The sequence below is a fragment of the Aeromonas sp. sif0611 genome (genome assembly GCF_019218845.1).
GTDB classification, from domain to species: Bacteria; Pseudomonadota; Gammaproteobacteria; order Enterobacterales; family Aeromonadaceae; genus Aeromonas; species Aeromonas media.
Genome location: NZ_JAHUWU010000001.1, coordinates 16,687 through 32,612, shown reverse-complemented (window position 1 = coordinate 32,612; position 15,926 = coordinate 16,687). Strand labels below are relative to the sequence as shown.

The 15,926-nt window shown below is 61.9% G+C and carries 11 protein-coding genes; 4 read left to right on the top strand and 7 right to left on the bottom strand.

The features are described from left to right. Positions 1-172: 172 nt before the first annotated feature. A complete protein-coding gene (locus KW824_RS00135) occupies positions 173-1,366 on the top strand; it encodes a class I SAM-dependent methyltransferase (protein WP_043131905.1) in 1,194 nt (397 codons plus the stop codon). A gap of 413 nt (positions 1,367-1,779) precedes the next feature. On the opposite strand, the gene KW824_RS00130 is transcribed toward KW824_RS00135, so the two are convergent. Next, positions 1,780-2,424, bottom strand: a complete 645-nt coding sequence (locus KW824_RS00130; RefSeq protein ID WP_218408530.1) for a glutathione S-transferase family protein — start codon at positions 2,422-2,424, stop codon at positions 1,780-1,782. Positions 2,425-2,752: 328 nt separating this feature from the next. Here KW824_RS00130 and selD point away from each other — a divergent pair, with 328 nt between their 5' ends. From selD to KW824_RS00115, 3 genes are read left to right on the top strand one after another with little or no spacing between them, the layout of a single operon-like run. After that, positions 2,753-3,790: a selenide, water dikinase SelD gene (gene selD / locus KW824_RS00125; protein WP_043131909.1), complete on the top strand. Its 1,038-nt coding sequence runs from the start codon at positions 2,753-2,755 to the stop codon at positions 3,788-3,790. 52 nt (positions 3,791-3,842) lie between these two features. After that, positions 3,843-4,973, top strand: a complete 1,131-nt coding sequence (mnmH, locus tag KW824_RS00120; RefSeq protein ID WP_218408529.1) for a tRNA 2-selenouridine(34) synthase MnmH — start codon at positions 3,843-3,845, stop codon at positions 4,971-4,973. Beyond that, positions 4,967-5,611 (top strand): MBL fold metallo-hydrolase, encoded by a 645-nt coding sequence (locus tag KW824_RS00115; RefSeq protein WP_218408528.1) that lies wholly within the window; start codon positions 4,967-4,969, stop codon positions 5,609-5,611. Before mnmH ends, KW824_RS00115 begins: the two co-directional genes overlap by 7 nt. Here the strand turns inward: KW824_RS00115 and KW824_RS00110 are convergent. The 6 genes from KW824_RS00110 to KW824_RS00085 all read right to left on the bottom strand — a co-directional run bounded on the left by KW824_RS00110 (position 5,587) and on the right by KW824_RS00085 (position 15,892). Continuing rightward, positions 5,587-6,603 (bottom strand): HD domain-containing phosphohydrolase, encoded by a 1,017-nt coding sequence (locus KW824_RS00110; protein WP_042650066.1) that lies wholly within the window; start codon positions 6,601-6,603, stop codon positions 5,587-5,589. The two genes, KW824_RS00115 and KW824_RS00110, sit on opposite strands and share 25 nt — an antisense overlap. After that, the gene (locus tag KW824_RS00105) at positions 6,600-9,770 is read right to left on the bottom strand and encodes a hybrid sensor histidine kinase/response regulator (RefSeq protein WP_218408527.1); all 3,171 of its coding nucleotides are present in this window, start codon (positions 9,768-9,770) and stop codon (positions 6,600-6,602) included. The genes KW824_RS00110 and KW824_RS00105 overlap by 4 nt, the downstream gene beginning before the upstream one ends. 203 nt (positions 9,771-9,973) lie before the next feature. Further along, entirely contained in the window at positions 9,974-10,261 is a 288-nt protein-coding gene (rplY, locus tag KW824_RS00100) for a 50S ribosomal protein L25 (protein ID WP_041205748.1), read from the bottom strand. A gap of 163 nt (positions 10,262-10,424) precedes the next feature. Continuing rightward, positions 10,425-11,267: a hypothetical protein gene (locus tag KW824_RS00095; RefSeq protein WP_218408526.1), complete on the bottom strand. Its 843-nt coding sequence runs from the start codon at positions 11,265-11,267 to the stop codon at positions 10,425-10,427. A gap of 98 nt (positions 11,268-11,365) precedes the next feature. Next, positions 11,366-15,292: an ATP-dependent RNA helicase HrpA gene (gene hrpA / locus KW824_RS00090; protein WP_218408525.1), complete on the bottom strand. Its 3,927-nt coding sequence runs from the start codon at positions 15,290-15,292 to the stop codon at positions 11,366-11,368. A gap of 177 nt (positions 15,293-15,469) precedes the next feature. Continuing rightward, a complete protein-coding gene (locus KW824_RS00085; protein WP_005325086.1) occupies positions 15,470-15,892 on the bottom strand; it encodes a CBS domain-containing protein in 423 nt (140 codons plus the stop codon). Positions 15,893-15,926: the final 34 nt, after the last annotated feature.

Sequence of the window (15,926 nt, the reverse complement as noted above, 5' to 3'; positions counted from 1 at the left end):
TCATCATTACTGCCATTCCACCGTTGCTTTCACCTTGAGAAACACCTCACGGCTTTTTCTTGCTATTGACCATCTGCAACAGCCCATCTTATCCATGCACGCAAACTCTGGCTTAGCAACGCAGTTGCACTTAGAATGTGACCCCTTTTCTATTGACCATCTGGCAACTCCCATGAGCGCTTCCATCTATCTCGTCAAAGGCCGCGAAAAATCCCTGCTGCGCCGTCACCCCTGGATCTTCTCCAAGGGGATCGACAAGGTGCAGGGCAACCCCATCGATGGCGATACCGTCGAGATCTACTCAAACGATGGCAAGTGGCTCGCCCGGGGCGCCTGGTCAGGCAGCTCCCAGATCCGTGCCCGGGTATGGACCTTCGACAAGGACGAGACCGTCGACCTCGACTTCTTCATCCGCCGCCTCAAATATGCCCAGGAGTCCCGGGATCCGCTGATCAAGCGTCAGGGCCTCACCGGCTATCGCCTGTGCGCCGCCGAATCCGACGGCCTGCCGGGCCTGACCATCGACCGTTACGCCAACTTCCTGGTGTGCCAGATCCTCTCTGCCGGTGCCGAGTTCCAGCGCGACCTCATCACCCAGGCCCTGCGTACCCTCTACCCCGAGTGCAGCATCTATGAGCGCTCCGACGTGGCGGTACGCAAGAAGGAAGGGCTGAAAGAGCGCACCGGCGTCATCCATGGCGAGACCCCCACCGAGCCTGTGGTGATCGAGGAGAACGGTGGCGTCAAGATCCTGGTGGACATCCGCAACGGCCACAAGACCGGCTTCTATCTGGATCAGCGTGACAACCGCCAGGCCGCCGCCAAGTACACCGAAGGCAAGCGGGTGCTCAACTGCTTCTGCTACACCGGCGGTTTTGGCGTCTATGCCCTCAAGGGTGGCGCCAGGGAAGTGGTCAACGTGGATCTCTCCCAGAATGCGCTGGACATCGCCCGCCAGAACGCCGAGCTGAACGGGCTGGATACCAGCACCACCCAGTTCGTGCGTCACGACGTGTTCAAGCTGCTGCGTGAATACCGCGAGAAGGGCGAGAAGTTCGACGTCATCGTGCTGGATCCGCCGAAGTTTGCCGAGAGCAAGGCCCAGCTGCTGGGTGCCTGCCGCGGCTACAAGGACATCAACATGCTGGCGTTCCAGCTGCTGGCGCCGGGCGGCGTGCTGCTGACCTACTCCTGCTCCGGCCTGATGGAGCAGAGCCTGTTCCAGAAGATCGTTGCCGATGCGGCGCTCGATGCCGGTCGCGATGCCCAGATCCTGGAGCTCTTGTCCCAGGCTTCCGATCACCCCATAGGTACCGCCTATCCGGAAGGCTTCTACCTCAAGGGTCTGGTGGTGCGCGCCCGCTAAGCCGCGCCAACCAACGCTGGCACAGTGCCAGACCAAGGCTTGATGGCAAGCAATACCCTAGAGAAGGCCCGCTAGCGATAGCGGGCCTTCTCTGTTTTGCGTCCCCAAGAGATAACGAGGCTCACTCCGTCTGTCCCCTCCTCAACTGGCCGCTACTCCTCACGTGCCCTCGCCTTTAGCTAAGGTTCATGCTCATCGGCAGATGGCACTCACCAGCGGTGAACATGGTCGATTACTTTATGCAAAAACATGAAAATAAAATCACATACCTTGGAGAATACTCGGGGAAATATCAGACAAAAGCGCATCAAAACTCATTTTCCTGCATATAACACGCCCCCCCTCTCCCGACCATTCCTCCGTCCGGCATCAGGGCTGGGTTGGTTACCTTCTGCCGGGATCTCGCGCCCGGCTCAGTCACGGGCCGGCGCCCCCAGGGGGAAGTAGTGGCGGTAGGGCCTCGCCTCATCCACCACCCGGACTATGGAGGGCTGACTCAGCAGACGGGCACGGTAGGCACGCAGCCTGGTGAGTGAGTGCGGGATCTCATGGGCCCAGTCGGCATAGAAGAGCGAGGGGGCGGCGGCGCAATCGGCCAGGGTGAACGCCTCCCCTGCCGCCCAGGTGCGTCCGGCAAGGTGTTCGTCAAGCCAGGGGTAGATCTTGTCCAGCAGCTCTCTGGCTTGGGCGACGCCATAGCCATCGTGATCCCCCGCCGGGCGCATCCTGTCCAGCACCACCTTCTGCATCGGCGTCATCACATAGTTATCGAACAGGCGGTCGAGCATGTGAACCTCGATCCCATCCTCCCCCGCGGGCACCAGACAATGGGGGCCGGGATGCGCGCATTGGAGATATTCGATGATGGTGCTGCTTTCTATCAGGGTGCGCCCCTGATCCACCAGCACAGGAAAGCGCTTGAGGGGCCAGAGACTGGCGAGTTCGGCCTTCACCGCCGCCGCCTCCAGGTTGAGATAATCGAAGGCGATGGCATTCTCGTAGAGGGCGATCAACACCTTCTGGCTGTAGGACGAAAAGGGATGGGCATAGAGTTTCATCGGGATCACTCCTGTGTGGGTGGCGCCCTGCCAGTTTATTCCCATCTGCCCTCGTCTGCCGCCTGGACCATCCAGGACACTGATGAGGCAGCAGTCTCTTGGCCCTCTTGCCGTCAATGGGGTTCGGAATCCTCACCCTCTTTGTGGCATAATGCGCCGTCCCGTGACTCCGTTGGCGCGACCCTGGGGGCCAGACTCTCAATGCCATCCGGCACACCCTGCCGGCCCGCCGCCCATTCGGATCACCCGTCTCTGGTGGACCCTCACAGGGGTCGCACCCTTATCGCGTCACGCGCGCCGACATGAGTTTGAACCAAGAGGGGTAAGCATGTCTTCCATTCGTCTGACCCAGTACAGCCACGGCGCTGGCTGCGGCTGCAAAATCTCCCCCAAGGTGCTCGACACCATTTTGAAGAGCCAGATCCCGGGCTTTGACGACCCGACCCTGATCGTCGGCAACAGCAGCAAGGATGACGCCGCCGTGGTGGACATCGGCAACGGTCAGGGCATCGTCTCCACCACCGACTTCTTCATGCCCATCGTCGATGACCCCTTCACCTTTGGCCGCATCGCCGCCACCAACGCCATCAGCGACATCTACGCCATGGGTGGCAAGCCCATCGTCGCCATCGCCATCCTCGGCTGGCCCATCAATACGTTGGCGCCGGAAGTGGCTCAGCAGGTGATCGACGGTGGTCGCCAGGTGTGTCATGAGGCCGGTATTTCGCTCGCCGGTGGCCACAGCATCGATGCCCCCGAGCCCATCTTCGGCCTCGCGGTGACCGGCATAGTGCCGCTGGGTGCCATCAAGCAGAACGACACCGCCAAGGTGGGAGACACACTCTATCTGACCAAGCCCCTTGGCATCGGCATCCTCACCACGGCCCAGAAGAAGGGCAAGCTCAAGCCCGAGCACGAGCAACTGGCCCCCAACGCCATGTGCACTCTCAACAAGATTGGCCAACGCTTTGCCGAGCTGCCCGGCGTGCATGCCATGACGGACGTGACCGGTTTCGGGCTGGCGGGCCACCTGCTGGAGATGTGCGAAGGCTCAGGGGTGTGCGCCCGCCTGGATTTCAAGGCGCTGCCATTGCTAGACGAGGTGGATCACTACCTGAGTGAGGGCTGCGTACCAGGCGGTACCCTGCGCAACTTCGACTCCTATGGTCACAAGCTCGATGCCATGAGTGATCGCACCCGCAACATACTGTGCGATCCGCAGACCAGCGGCGGCCTGCTGGTGGCCGTCGGTCAGGAAACCGAGGCCGAATTCCTCGCCATTGCCGAGCAGGCCGGGCTGGCCCTCTCCCCCATTGGCCGCTTGCAGCCACTGGATGGCGCGCGCTTTATCGAGGTCATCCAATGAGTGCACTGCGGTTTGTCGCCCCGACGGTTCTGACCTGTCAGAGGGATGCACGATGAGTGAACTGCCGCTCGAAACGAACCTGGCGCGCATCTTCCTGGAAGACGTGCCCCTCATCGATCTGCGCGCCCCCGTCGAATTTAAGGAAGGGGCCTTCCCCAACGCCGTCAGCCTGCCGCTGATGACGGATGACGAACGCGCCCAGGTGGGTACCTGTTACAAGCAGCAAGGTCAAGCGGCGGCCATCGAACTCGGCCACAAGCTGGTGGGGGGCGCCGTGCGCGCCACCCGTATTGAAGGATGGCTGGCGCAGTTGCGCCAGCAGCCCGATGCCCTGCTCTACTGTTTTCGCGGTGGCCTGCGCTCGCAGACAGTGCAGCAGTGGCTGGCTGATGAAGGTGTCATCCGCCCGCGGGTGGCCGGCGGCTACAAGGAGCTGCGCCGCTTTCTCATCGATACCCAGGAGAGCGCCAGCGCCCAGTGTCACTGGAGTGTGCTGACCGGCATGACCGGCTCCGGCAAGACCCACATGCTGGCGAAAATTGCCCAGTCGGTGGATCTGGAAGGGCACGCCCATCACAGGGGATCCTCCTTTGGCCAGTTGCCGGGGGGACAGCCCAGCAACATCAACTTCGAGAACCGGCTGGCCATCGAGCTGCTCAAGCGCCGTCACAATGGCGAACATGCCTTCGTGGTCGAAGACGAGAGCCGCCTCATCGGTCGCTGCGCCCTGCCGCTGAACCTCTATGAGGCCATGTGCCAAGCTCCCCTGGTGGTGGTAGAGGTGCCTCAGGAGGAACGGGCCGAGCAGATCCGGGTGGATTACGTGCAGGATCTCTGGCAACGCTATCTGGAAATGTACGGCAGCGAGGCGGGTTGGCCACAGTTTGCCGGTTACCTGACCGATGCCCTGGCCCGCCTCAAGCGTCGCCTCGGTGACAAGGACCACCGGGAGCTGGATGACCTGATGCAGGCAGCACTCAATGAGCAGGCCAACACGGGGGATACGGCGCTGCACCTCGCCTGGATCCGCCTGCTGCTGACCCGCTACTATGACCCCATGTACCTCTATCAACTGAACAACAAGCGCGAGCGGATCCAGTTTCGTGGTGACAAACAGGCCTGCCTCGCCTTCTTCGCCGAACAGCACGCCCGTCAGACCCATCAGGAGAGTCCCACATGTTGAAGTTCGAGGTGATCCCGGTCACCCAGTTTGCCCAGAACTGCTCCCTCATCTGGTGTGACGAGACCAACCAGGCTGCGCTGATTGACCCCGGTGGCGAGGCGGAGAAGCTGCTGGCGGCCATCGCCAGGCGGGGGCTGACCCTGACCCATATTCTGCTGACCCACGGGCATCTGGATCACGTGGGGGCGGCGGCCGAGCTGCGGGAGAAAACCGGTGTGGCCATCACGGGGCCCCACAAGGATGATGCTTTCTGGCTCGACATGCTGCCCCAGCAGAGCCAGATGTTCGGCTTCGCCCATACCCCCGCGTTCACACCGGATCACTGGCTTGAGCAAGGTGACAAGGTGCAGTTGGGCCAGTGCGAGCTGGAGGTCTATTTCTGCCCGGGCCACACCCCGGGGCACATAGTGCTGCTCAGTCAAGCCGAGCGACTCGCCTGGGTGGGAGACGTGCTCTTTGCCGGCAGCATAGGCCGCACCGATTTCCCCCGCGGGGATCATGCCACCCTGATCCGCTCGATCACCGAGACCCTGCTGCCCCTTGGGGATGACATCGTCTTCGTGCCGGGCCATGGCCCCAGCTCCACCTTGGGTCGCGAGCGGGTCAGCAATCCCTACCTGACGCAACCTATCTGGTAATCCCCCCGCGCCTCGCGGGTGTCCCACTGAGTCTTGAGGCGCAAGATCTCCGGCATGATCTCGAGAAAACGTGCGAGCAGCCGGGGATCGAAGTGCTGACCAGCACCGTCACGCATCGTCGCCAACACCTGCTCCAGAGGCCAGGGGTCCTTGTAGGGGCGACGCACGCTCAGGGCGTCAAACACATCGGCGATGGCCACGATCCGCGATGCCTCGGGGATCCCTTCTCCGGTTTCTCCTGCGGGGTAACCCGAGCCATCCCACTTCTCGTGGTGATGCAGGGCAATCTCCGCCGCCATGCGAAAGATGAGCCCGTCGGAGCGTTTCAAGATTTCGTAACCGATACGCGGATGGGTGCGCATGATGGCCCACTCCTCTTCGGTGAGGGGGCCGGGCTTCTTGAGGATGTGATCGGGGATCCCGATCTTGCCCATGTCATGCATGGGGGCCGCCAGCTCCAGCAGGTCCGACTGCTCCGGGCTCCAGCCAACCGCATCGGCCAGGGCACGGGCATAGGCGGCCATGCGCCAGATATGCACCCCGGTGTCGGTGTCGTTGTAGTGACCCGCCTCGCTCAACATCACGATGGCGGTACGGTAGCTGCGCTCGAGCTGATCGAGACGCACCAGGGAGAGGTGGTTGCGTACCCGGGCACGCACCGTGCTCGGGCAGACCGGCTTGTAGATGTAATCCACCCCGCCCGCCTCGAAGCCCTGACTCTCGCTGTCTGCGTTGTCGCTCGCCGTGATAAAGAGCACCGGGATCCCGGCATACGCCGGATCGGCCTTGAGCCGGCGGCACACCTCATAGCCGTCCATGTCGGGCATGCGCACGTCAAGCAGGATCAGGGCTGGCTCGTGACGACCCACGGCGGCCAGCCCTTCCTCCCCCCCCTTGGCAAAGAAGAGGTTGTACTCTTCCTTGAGGATTTGCCGCAGCAGCCCAAGGTTACTCGGCTCGTCGTCGATGATCAGCACTCGCGGTCGATTCATGGTGCAGGTTCCTCACGCTCCTCCAGATAATCCTCCAGCTTGCGGGTGGCGAACGGGATATCAAACAGCTCCAGAGCCGCACTTATTTCACTCACCAGCTCGCAAGGCAGGTAACTCTTGGCCTGACTCAGCGCCGGCTCAATCAGATCCAGATCCTCACTCACCAGAGCCTGATGCAGGGCGTGCAAGCACGCCTCCCGCGCCTCCCCCTGGGCCTGCGGGGAGCTGACTGCGCCCGGCTCGCGCCCGGCATAGGTATCGATGGACTGTTGCGCCCGCTCCAGCGCCTCGAGGAAGGGAGCGATGAGCTGACTGGTGTCGCCTCCCTGCTCGATGGCCTCGTTCAGCTCGGCGCTGACGCGCGCCACATCGGTGAGCGACAGGCTGCCCGCCACCCCCTTTATCTTGTGTGTCAGGCTCGCGGCCGCATCGGTCTCGTGCTGGGCTATGTAGTCAGGCAACACGGTGCCGACCGTCATGTAGTCATCGCGAAAACGGCGCAGGTACTTGAGATAGACCGAGGCTTCGCCCCAGTTGCGAAGTCCGGTATCAATATCGATGCCGGCCACCGGCTCCTGGACGAGGGGCTCGTCGCTCACGGCGAGCGGCAGGACGCTGTCCGGGAGATAGCGCAACAAGGTCGCGATCAGCTGCTCCACATCGAGCGGCTTGGCGATGAAGTCGTTCATGCCACTGGCCAGCGCCGCCTCGCGCTGATCCTTGAACACCCCGGCGGTGAGTGCCAGCACGGGAGTCTCCTCCCGTCCCGGCAGCTGGCGCAGGCGACGGGTCGCCTCGTAGCCATCCATCACCGGCATCTGTACGTCCATGAGCACCAGATCGATACGCCGCGCCGGATCGGCGAGACAAGCCAGGGCCCGCTCTCCGTCGATGGCGGTGATCACCTCAGCCCCCTCCCGTTGCAGCAAGCGGGTCGCCACCTCCAGGTTGATGTCGCTGTCATCGACCAGCAGTACATGTACGCCCGGCAGCCGCAGACGGCGCTGGCCACTCTCCAGCGGCTCCACGTGCTCGCGCTTCTCGTGGATGAGGCGCGCCACCGCGTTGTAGAGGCTGGAGCCGGTGACCGGTTTGTGCAGCACCAGATCCACCTGCTCCGAGCCGGGACGGTGCATCAGTTCGTCCTGGGAATAGGCGGTCGCCATGATGATGATGGGTGAACGCTCCTGCCGCTCGAAGGCACGGCGAATAGCCAGGCAGGTCTCGAGCCCGTCCATGCCCGGCATGATCCAGTCGAGCAGGATCACGTCGAAGCGCTCACCCTGGCGCAGCAGGTGGTGCAGCGCCTGCTCACCGGATTCCACTACCCGTGACTGCCAGCCGAGGGAACCCACCGTCATCGACAGGGCGTCGCGGGTCACCTGATTGTCGTCGGCGATGAGCAGCGAGATGTGTTGCAGACGCTCGCTCAAGGCCTCGGGCCGTTCCACCTGCTCCAGCCGGACGCGGAACCAGAACTCGCTCCCCTTGCCCAGTTCACTGGTGACGCCGATCTCTCCCCCCATCAGGTTCACCAGGCGGCGACTGATGGTCAGGCCAAGCCCGGTTCCCCCGAAACGGCGGCTGGTGGAGGAGTCTGCCTGGGAGAAGGCATTGAAAATGTTGGCCTGCTGCTCGGGCGGAATGCCGATCCCGGTGTCGCGCACCCGAAACAGCAAGGTGGCCATGCCATCTTGCTCGGCTTCCAGCTCGACCCTGACCTCCACCTCCCCGCGCTCGGTAAACTTGATGGCATTGCCGGTCAGGTTGAGCAGCACCTGCTCGAGGCGCAGGGCATCCCCAATCAGATGGGAAACCTGCTCGGGGGCACTGCTCACCACCAGTTCGAGGTGCTTCTCGCCAACGCAGGTGGACATGATGGCCGCCACATGATCGAGCACCTCTTCCATGCTGAATGGCACCCGCTCAAGCTCGAGCCGGCCCGACTCAATCTTGGAAAAATCGAGGATGTCGTTGATGATCCCGAGCAGCGCCTGTCCGGCCTGGTGGATCTTGCGTACCAGAGCATGCTGACCATCGTCGAGCCCTCCCTGCTCGAGCAGGTAGGTCAGCCCCATGATGGCGTTCATGGGGGTACGGATCTCGTGGCTCATGTTGGCAATGAAATCCCCTTTGACCTGCGCCAGCCTGGCCGCCTCCTGCTGCGCCAGTTGCTCCCGACGCCGGCTGCGCACCAGCGCGGCCACGCCGGCACCGAACAGCAACAGCAGCATGGCGCAGGTGACCGAGATGCTCCCCCAGATGTGAGTGCGAATGGCCAGCAGCTCGCTGCGCGGTACCAGAGAGGCGGCTTTCCAGATCAGCTGATCGTGATTCTGTGCCGGGTACAGGGTGGTCCAGCTCCACAGCCCATCGGCAGACTCCATCTGGCCACTCGGAGCGCCCCAGAACGCATGCCAGGCCTGGGGAGAAGCGTGCTTCAGGGTGAGTTCCGGGCGGTCGAGCATGAAACCCCACTCCTGAGATGGGTCCGGGCTACGCAGCCAATAACCGTCCTGGTTGAACAGCATGGTGTGATCCGTCGCCTTGCCGCTGCTGTTGGCGAACGCCTTGAGCATACGAGCAGCCTGCACGTTGATGAGCAGCAAACCAAGATCATGTCCCCCAAGGCGAAGGCGCTTGGCAATGCGGATCATGGGGTTGAAGGGGCGATCGATCACCCCGTGTTCAACGTTGAGATCGAGCGGAGAGACGTAGACTCGCTCCCAGGGCAACGCCATGGCGTCGCGAAAATAATAACGCTCCACCTTGTTCTGCAACTGCTCGTCCGCCACACGCAGCAGGCGCTGGCCCTGACGATCGATGCGTACCCGCTCCATCCCATCCGGGGCCAGCCAACGCACCTGGGCATAGTCGGGATTACGGTTCATCAGGATGGTGAACTGGACTGCCATGGTGTCATGGTCATTGCGACCCGCCGCCTCGAGCAGGATGGGTTCTTCCGATATGCTGCGCACATGGCGCAGCGGCACCGCCAGTTCGTCGTCAAGGCGGCCGCTGGCGAGCGCCAGGAAGGTGCTCTCATCGCTGCGAACGCGGTAGAGCTCGCGCTCAATCAGTGCATTGCCCAGCAGATACCCCCCCGCCAGGACCAACAGCAGAATAGGTGAAAACAGCAGGAAATATGCCCGTACGATTCCCTTCATAACGGTCAACATCACCCCAGAAAATGGCCTTGAATGAATACCTTGTGGACATCAGAGCACCACAACACGTGTCCTGCTGTCAATCATGCCTGCAAGTAAAGACCAATAGTGCTGTTCGAGTATTTTATTTTCCCGACAAAAATACCGTAAAACAAAGAGGCCACCCGATTGGGTGGCCTCTTTACAGGAAAGTTCGTTGCCGATTAGACGCGAACGAAATCCAGGTGAACCAGCTTGTAACGTACCGGGTGACGTTGGATCGCCTTGACGTTTACTTTTACTTCTTCGCCGTTGATGACCAGGGTCAGCTCGGAGGAGTAGAACTCCGGCTTCTCTTGGGCCAGGATCAGCTTTTTGTGGTCCAGGGTAACGGACACGGCTTCTTTGCCTGCACCGTAAACGATGGCAGGAACTTGGTCAGCATGACGCAGGCGGCGGCTCGCACCTTTCCCCAGGTCAGAACGGACTTCAGCTTGGAATACGAAAGACATAGTGGTTATCTCTTTTAAGATGAATATATGGTGTTGACTGCGACCGGTCAGCACCTCGCAAAACGAGCGCGAATACTAGCATGGGCCTGGGGTGGATACAAGGTACGAGCGACTCGCCATCCATACCTCCCTGCCGCGGCACCAGATCATATCCGAACGCAGCTCAGCGCTGCTGCTCCAGGCGGGCAAATTGCTGCTGACGCTGGGCCGGGCTCATGGCGTCGAACCGAGCTAGGGTCTCGGCATTGGGGCAATAGAGACGCTGGCCTGTTTGTACCCTTATCCCCTTGCCCATCCCGGGGCGGTTCTCCTCCACCAGCGCCAGCAGATAGCTGTAGGTATCAGACCCGCTGCCCACCTGCGCCTGGAGCTGGCTGGCGATGCGCCAGAGCGTCTCCCCCGCCGCGACCTGGTGGCAGACTCGCGATGCCCCTTCCGCCGCTGTCGTAGACAGGGTCAGAGTGGTCCCCTCGGCTCCCTGGCCGAGGGCAGCGATCTGAACAGCCCCGATCTGAGCGGCGGTTCTCTGAGGGATAGGCGCCGCCCGCCCAATCAGGTTGGCCAGCAGCGGCTCAGCCTCCGGCATTCGTCCCCTCCCCGCACTCGCCCCCGGCAAGGAGAACTCGGCGATGAAGGGTGCCACCCCCAGTTCCTGAGAAGAGAGAGAGGTGGTGGTGACGGGCAACACGGATGAATGCGGGGCCATGCCATAGGCCATCTCATCGATGCGCTTGAGCCTGGCCAGATAGGCCTTGGAGAGCTGGGCCTCCCCTTCGAACAGATCGAAGGGGGGCACCAGACGGGCAGGAAACAGGATCTGCCAGCGGCCGTTCTTTTTTTTCTGCTCCAGCGGCGGGAACTGATTGCCCCGCCAGGCGGCGAAGATGGGCGGCACGGCCCTGTGCACCGGATAGTACTCCGGATTGAGCTGCACCCAGGTTTGCTCCGCAATGGGCTGATAGCCGCTGATGTTGACCAGCGCAACCCCCAACCAGATCCCCAGCATGTGATGGCCTCCCTTCCTGCGCTTCCCTGGCTCTTATCGCCACACTCTTCGCCACGCTCTTCGTCACACTATGGCTCAGAAAACAGACACATAGCAGCTTAGCACTGGGCTATGGCGCTCTGCACCCGTTTATCCGAGATGGGGTAGGGTGTCCCCAACTGCTGGGCGAAGAAGGAGACCCGCAGCTCCTCTATCATCCAGCGGATATTGGCCACCTCCGGCGGGATCGGCTGGGATTTGGGGATCTTGGCGAGCAGCGCCTTGTAGTCGCTCTCCACGCTCTGCACCTTGAGCATATGGACCCGGTCCCGGTTGGGATCGATGGCCAGTTTCTCGAGGCGCCGCTCGATGGCACGCAGGTAGCGCAGCAAGTCAGGCAGTCGCTGCCAGCCGGTCTCGGTGACAAACCCCTTGTGAATGAGGTTGCCGAGCTGCTGCTGGATATCCGACATGGCAAAGGCGGTGTCGAGCTGCATCTTGCCCTTGAGCCGCTTTTTGATCTCGTGGGAGAGGGTCAGCACGGCCTCCACCTGCTTGGCCACCTCCACCACCGCATCGTTGAGCTCGGCGCGCACGAACTCCTTGAGCGACTCAAACCCGGCCTCATCCCAGGCCAGGCCACCGTGCTGCTCGATCAGCTTGTCACAGCCACAGGCGATGCAGTCGTCAATCAGCTCGGCCACCTTGCCAAAGGGGTTGAAGTAGAGCCCGAGCTTGGCCTTGTTCGGCAGCTTCTCCTGCAGATACTTGATGGGGGATGGCACGTTGAGCAGCACCAGCCGGCGCTGGCCCGCCCACATCAGCTGCTGCTGGGCCACCGGGCTCTCCACCAGCTGGATGGCGACTGAATCTTTCTGATCCACCAGGGTCGGATAGGCCTTCACCTCGAAACCGCTGCGCTTCTGGCTGTACTCCTGAGGCAGTTCACCAAAGCTCCACAGGGTGAGACCGGACTGCTCGATATCGTCGTCCGCCACCTGGGAGAGGGTCTCCTGCACCTTGCCGCGCAGCGACTCTTTCAAGGCCTCGAGATCCTTGCCCTCGGCGATAGGCTTATGCCTATCGTCCACCACCCGGAAGGTGAGTTTCAGGTGATCGGGCACCGCAGCCCAGTCCCAGGATTCGCGGGGTACGGTGACGCCGGTCATGCGGCGCAACTGGCGCTCCATCTCGTCCAGCAGCGGGCCCTGCTCGGGATTGAGGGTGGCGAGCAGCGCATCGGCGTAGTTCGGCGCCGGCACGAAGTTCTTGCGCATCGGCTTTGGCATCGACTTGATGAGGGCGACCAGCAGCTCATGACGCAGCCCGGGGATCAGCCATTCGAACCCTTTCACCTCCACCTGGTTCAAGAGCGGCAGCGGGATATGCAGCGTCACCCCGTCCGCAGCCTCCCCCGGCTCGAACTGGTAGGTCAGCTTGAGCTTGAGGCGCCCCTGCTGCCAGAAGTTGGGGTAGTCGAGATCGCTGATGTGGGCGGCATCCCCCTTCATCAGCATCTCTTTCTCGAAGTTCAGCCGCTCGGGATCCTGCTTTTGCGCTTCCTTCCACCACTTGTCGAAGTGGCGGGCGGAGATGACGTCCTCCGGCAAACGGGCGTCGTAAAAGCGGAACAGATCTTCGTCATCCACCAGGATGTCGCGACGGCGCGACTTGTGCTCCAGCGCCTCCACCTCGGCCAGGAGCTTGCGGTTCTCGCCAAAGAAGCGGTGGCGGGTTTCGAAGTCCCCTTCCACCAGGGCGCGGCGAATGAAGAGCTCGCGGCACTGGGCCGGATCGATACGGCTGAAGTTGATGGTGCGCTCATTGACCAGGGTCAGGCCGTAAAGGGTCACCTTCTCCTTGGCCATGACGGCGCCGTTTTTCTTCGACCAGTGGGGATCGCTGTGGTGCAGCTTGATGAGGTGCGCCGCCAGCGGCTCCACCCATTCGGGCTCAATCTTGGCGTTGATGCGGGCGTAGAGGCGGGAGGTCTCCACCAGCTCTGCGGCCATCACCCACTTGGGCGGCTTCTTGAACAGACCCGAGGCCGGGAACAGGTGGAAGCGACCGTTGCGGGCACCAAGGAATTCGGGCTTTTCCAGATCCTTGTTGCCGATATGGCTCAAGAGGCCGGTCAGCAGCGCGCAGTGCACCGTCTTGAAATCCGCCGGCTCCTGGTTGGCTTTAAAACCCAACTCTTTCACCGTCTGGCGCAATTGGAAGTGAATGTCCTGCCACTCGCGCACCCTCAGGTAGGAGAGAAACTCCTTCTGGCACATGCGGCGGAACGGGTTGCTGCCCAGCAGATCCTGCTGCTCTTTCAGGTAATTCCACAGATTGACGAAGGCGAGGAAGTCGGAATCCTTGTCCTCGAAGCGCCTGTGCTGCTCGTCGGCGGCCTGTTTCTTCTCCATGGGCCGCTCGCGGGGATCCTGGATGCTGAGGCCCGCGGTGATCACCATCACCTCGCTCAGACAGCCGGTTTGCGCCGCCGTGATCACCATCTTCGCCAGACGTGGATCAAGGGGAATACGCGAAAGCTGACGACCGGTTTCGGTCAGCTGCAGCTTGGGTTCTTGCTCGCGGGTACCGGGCAGCTCTCTGACCGCCTCCAGCTCTTTCAAGAGAGTCAAACCATCCTTGATATGACGCGACTCCGGTGGCTCGACGAAGGGGAAGGCCTCCATGTTGCCAAGGCCGAGTGCCAGCATCTGCAAGATGACGGAGGCCAGGTTGGTGCGCAGGATCTCGGGGTCGGTAAAGGCCGGACGGTTGTTGAAATCCTCCTCCGAGTAGAGGCGGATACAGATACCGTCCGCCACCCGACCGCAACGCCCTTTACGCTGGTTGGCGCTGGCCTGGGAAACCGGCTCGATGGGCAGGCGCTGCACCTTGGTACGCCAGGAGTAGCGGCTGATGCGAGCAGTACCCGGATCGATGACGTAACGAATGCCCGGCACCGTCAGCGAGGTCTCCGCCACGTTGGTGGCGAGCACGATGCGCCGACCGGCGTGTTGCTGGAACACCTTGTTCTGCTCGGCGTTGGAGAGGCGGGCGTAGAGCGGCAGCACCTCGGTGTCGCGCAGGTTGAGTTTGCGCAGGGCATCGGCGGTGTCGCGGATCTCCCGCTCGCCGTTCATGAAGATAAGGATATCCCCCAGCCCCTCCCGGGCCAGCTCTTCCACCGCATCGAAGATGCCCTGCAGCTCGTCGCGCTCCTCCAGCGCCTCACTCTTGTCTGCGCTCTTGTCACCGCTCTTTTTATCAGCAAACAGCGGGCGATAGCGCACCTCCACCGGGTAGGTGCGCCCTGAGACTTCTATGATGGGCGCCTGGTTAAAATGGCGGGAGAAGCGCTGCGGGTCTATGGTGGCCGAGGTGATGATCACCTTGAGATCCGGGCGCTTTGGCAGCAATTGCTTCAAGTAGCCCAGGATGAAGTCGATGTTGAGGCTGCGCTCGTGGGCTTCATCGATGATGATGGTGTCGTACTGGGTGAGCATGCGGTCGTGCTGGATCTCGGCCAGCAGGATACCGTCTGTCATCAGCTTGATGTGGGTCTGCTCGCTCACCTGATCGGTAAAGCGCACCTTGTAACCCACGTAATGCCCAAGTTCGGACTCCATCTCTTCGGCAATACGAGCCGCCACGGTGCGGGCCGCCAGACGCCGCGGCTGGGTGTGGCCGATATAGCCCTTGACCCCGCGCCCCAGCGCCAGACAGATTTTGGGGATCTGGGTGGTCTTGCCCGAGCCGGTTTCACCGGCGATGATCACCACCTGGTGCTCGCTGATGGCGCGGGCGATCTCCGCCTGCTTCTGGCTGACCGGTAAATTGCCTGGATAGGTCACCTTAGGCACGCCCGCCAACCGGCTCTTATAGCGCGCCTCGGCGACATCCAAATCAGCGGCGATGGTCTCCAGCATGGCGGCCTGTTTGGCATCGGGCAGCTTTTTGACCCCGTGCAGGCGACTGGAAAGGCGACGGGCGTCGAGATTCATGCAGGCAGAGAGACGGCGGCGCAGCGCCTCGATAGAGAGAGACAAGGTAGGAATTCCTTAAAATAAGTGCCCAGAGGGGCCATATCGATAAGCTGGGAGCGATCCTAAAGAGCGAGCGGGGGCGGTGCAAGCCTTAAAGCGGCACCTGTCAGGTTCAATGACGCGGCGGACAATAAAAAGAGCAGGCACCCGGCCTGCTCTCGATGATCCGGCGAAACCGGATCAGACCCGGGCCTGGTGCACGAAGCAGGTACCAAGCTGGGCATGGATGGCCTGCATCACATTGTGCCGGCTGATCACCCCGAGCAGGCGACCCTCCTCCACCACCGGATAGATCTTCGGCTTTTGGCCCATCATCATCTCCGCCAGATCCAGGATGCTGGTGTCCGGCCCCACGGCCAGCACCTCCTTGCGCATCACATCCTTGACCTGGGCCACCTGTTCACAGTGATAGGCCTCTTTCAACATGACGGCAATGCAGTCCTGCTCGGACACCCAGCCAATCAGGTGGCCCTGGCTGTCCACAACGGGGCCGCCGAGCTGATGACTGTTGAGAAACTTGGTGACCGCATTTTGCACCATCATGTCCGCGCTGAACGTGATGGGTTTGGTCTGCATATAATCCTTTGCCTTGAGTGATTCCATGACGCTTCCCCCAACAGGCCTCCCGACAGGAGGC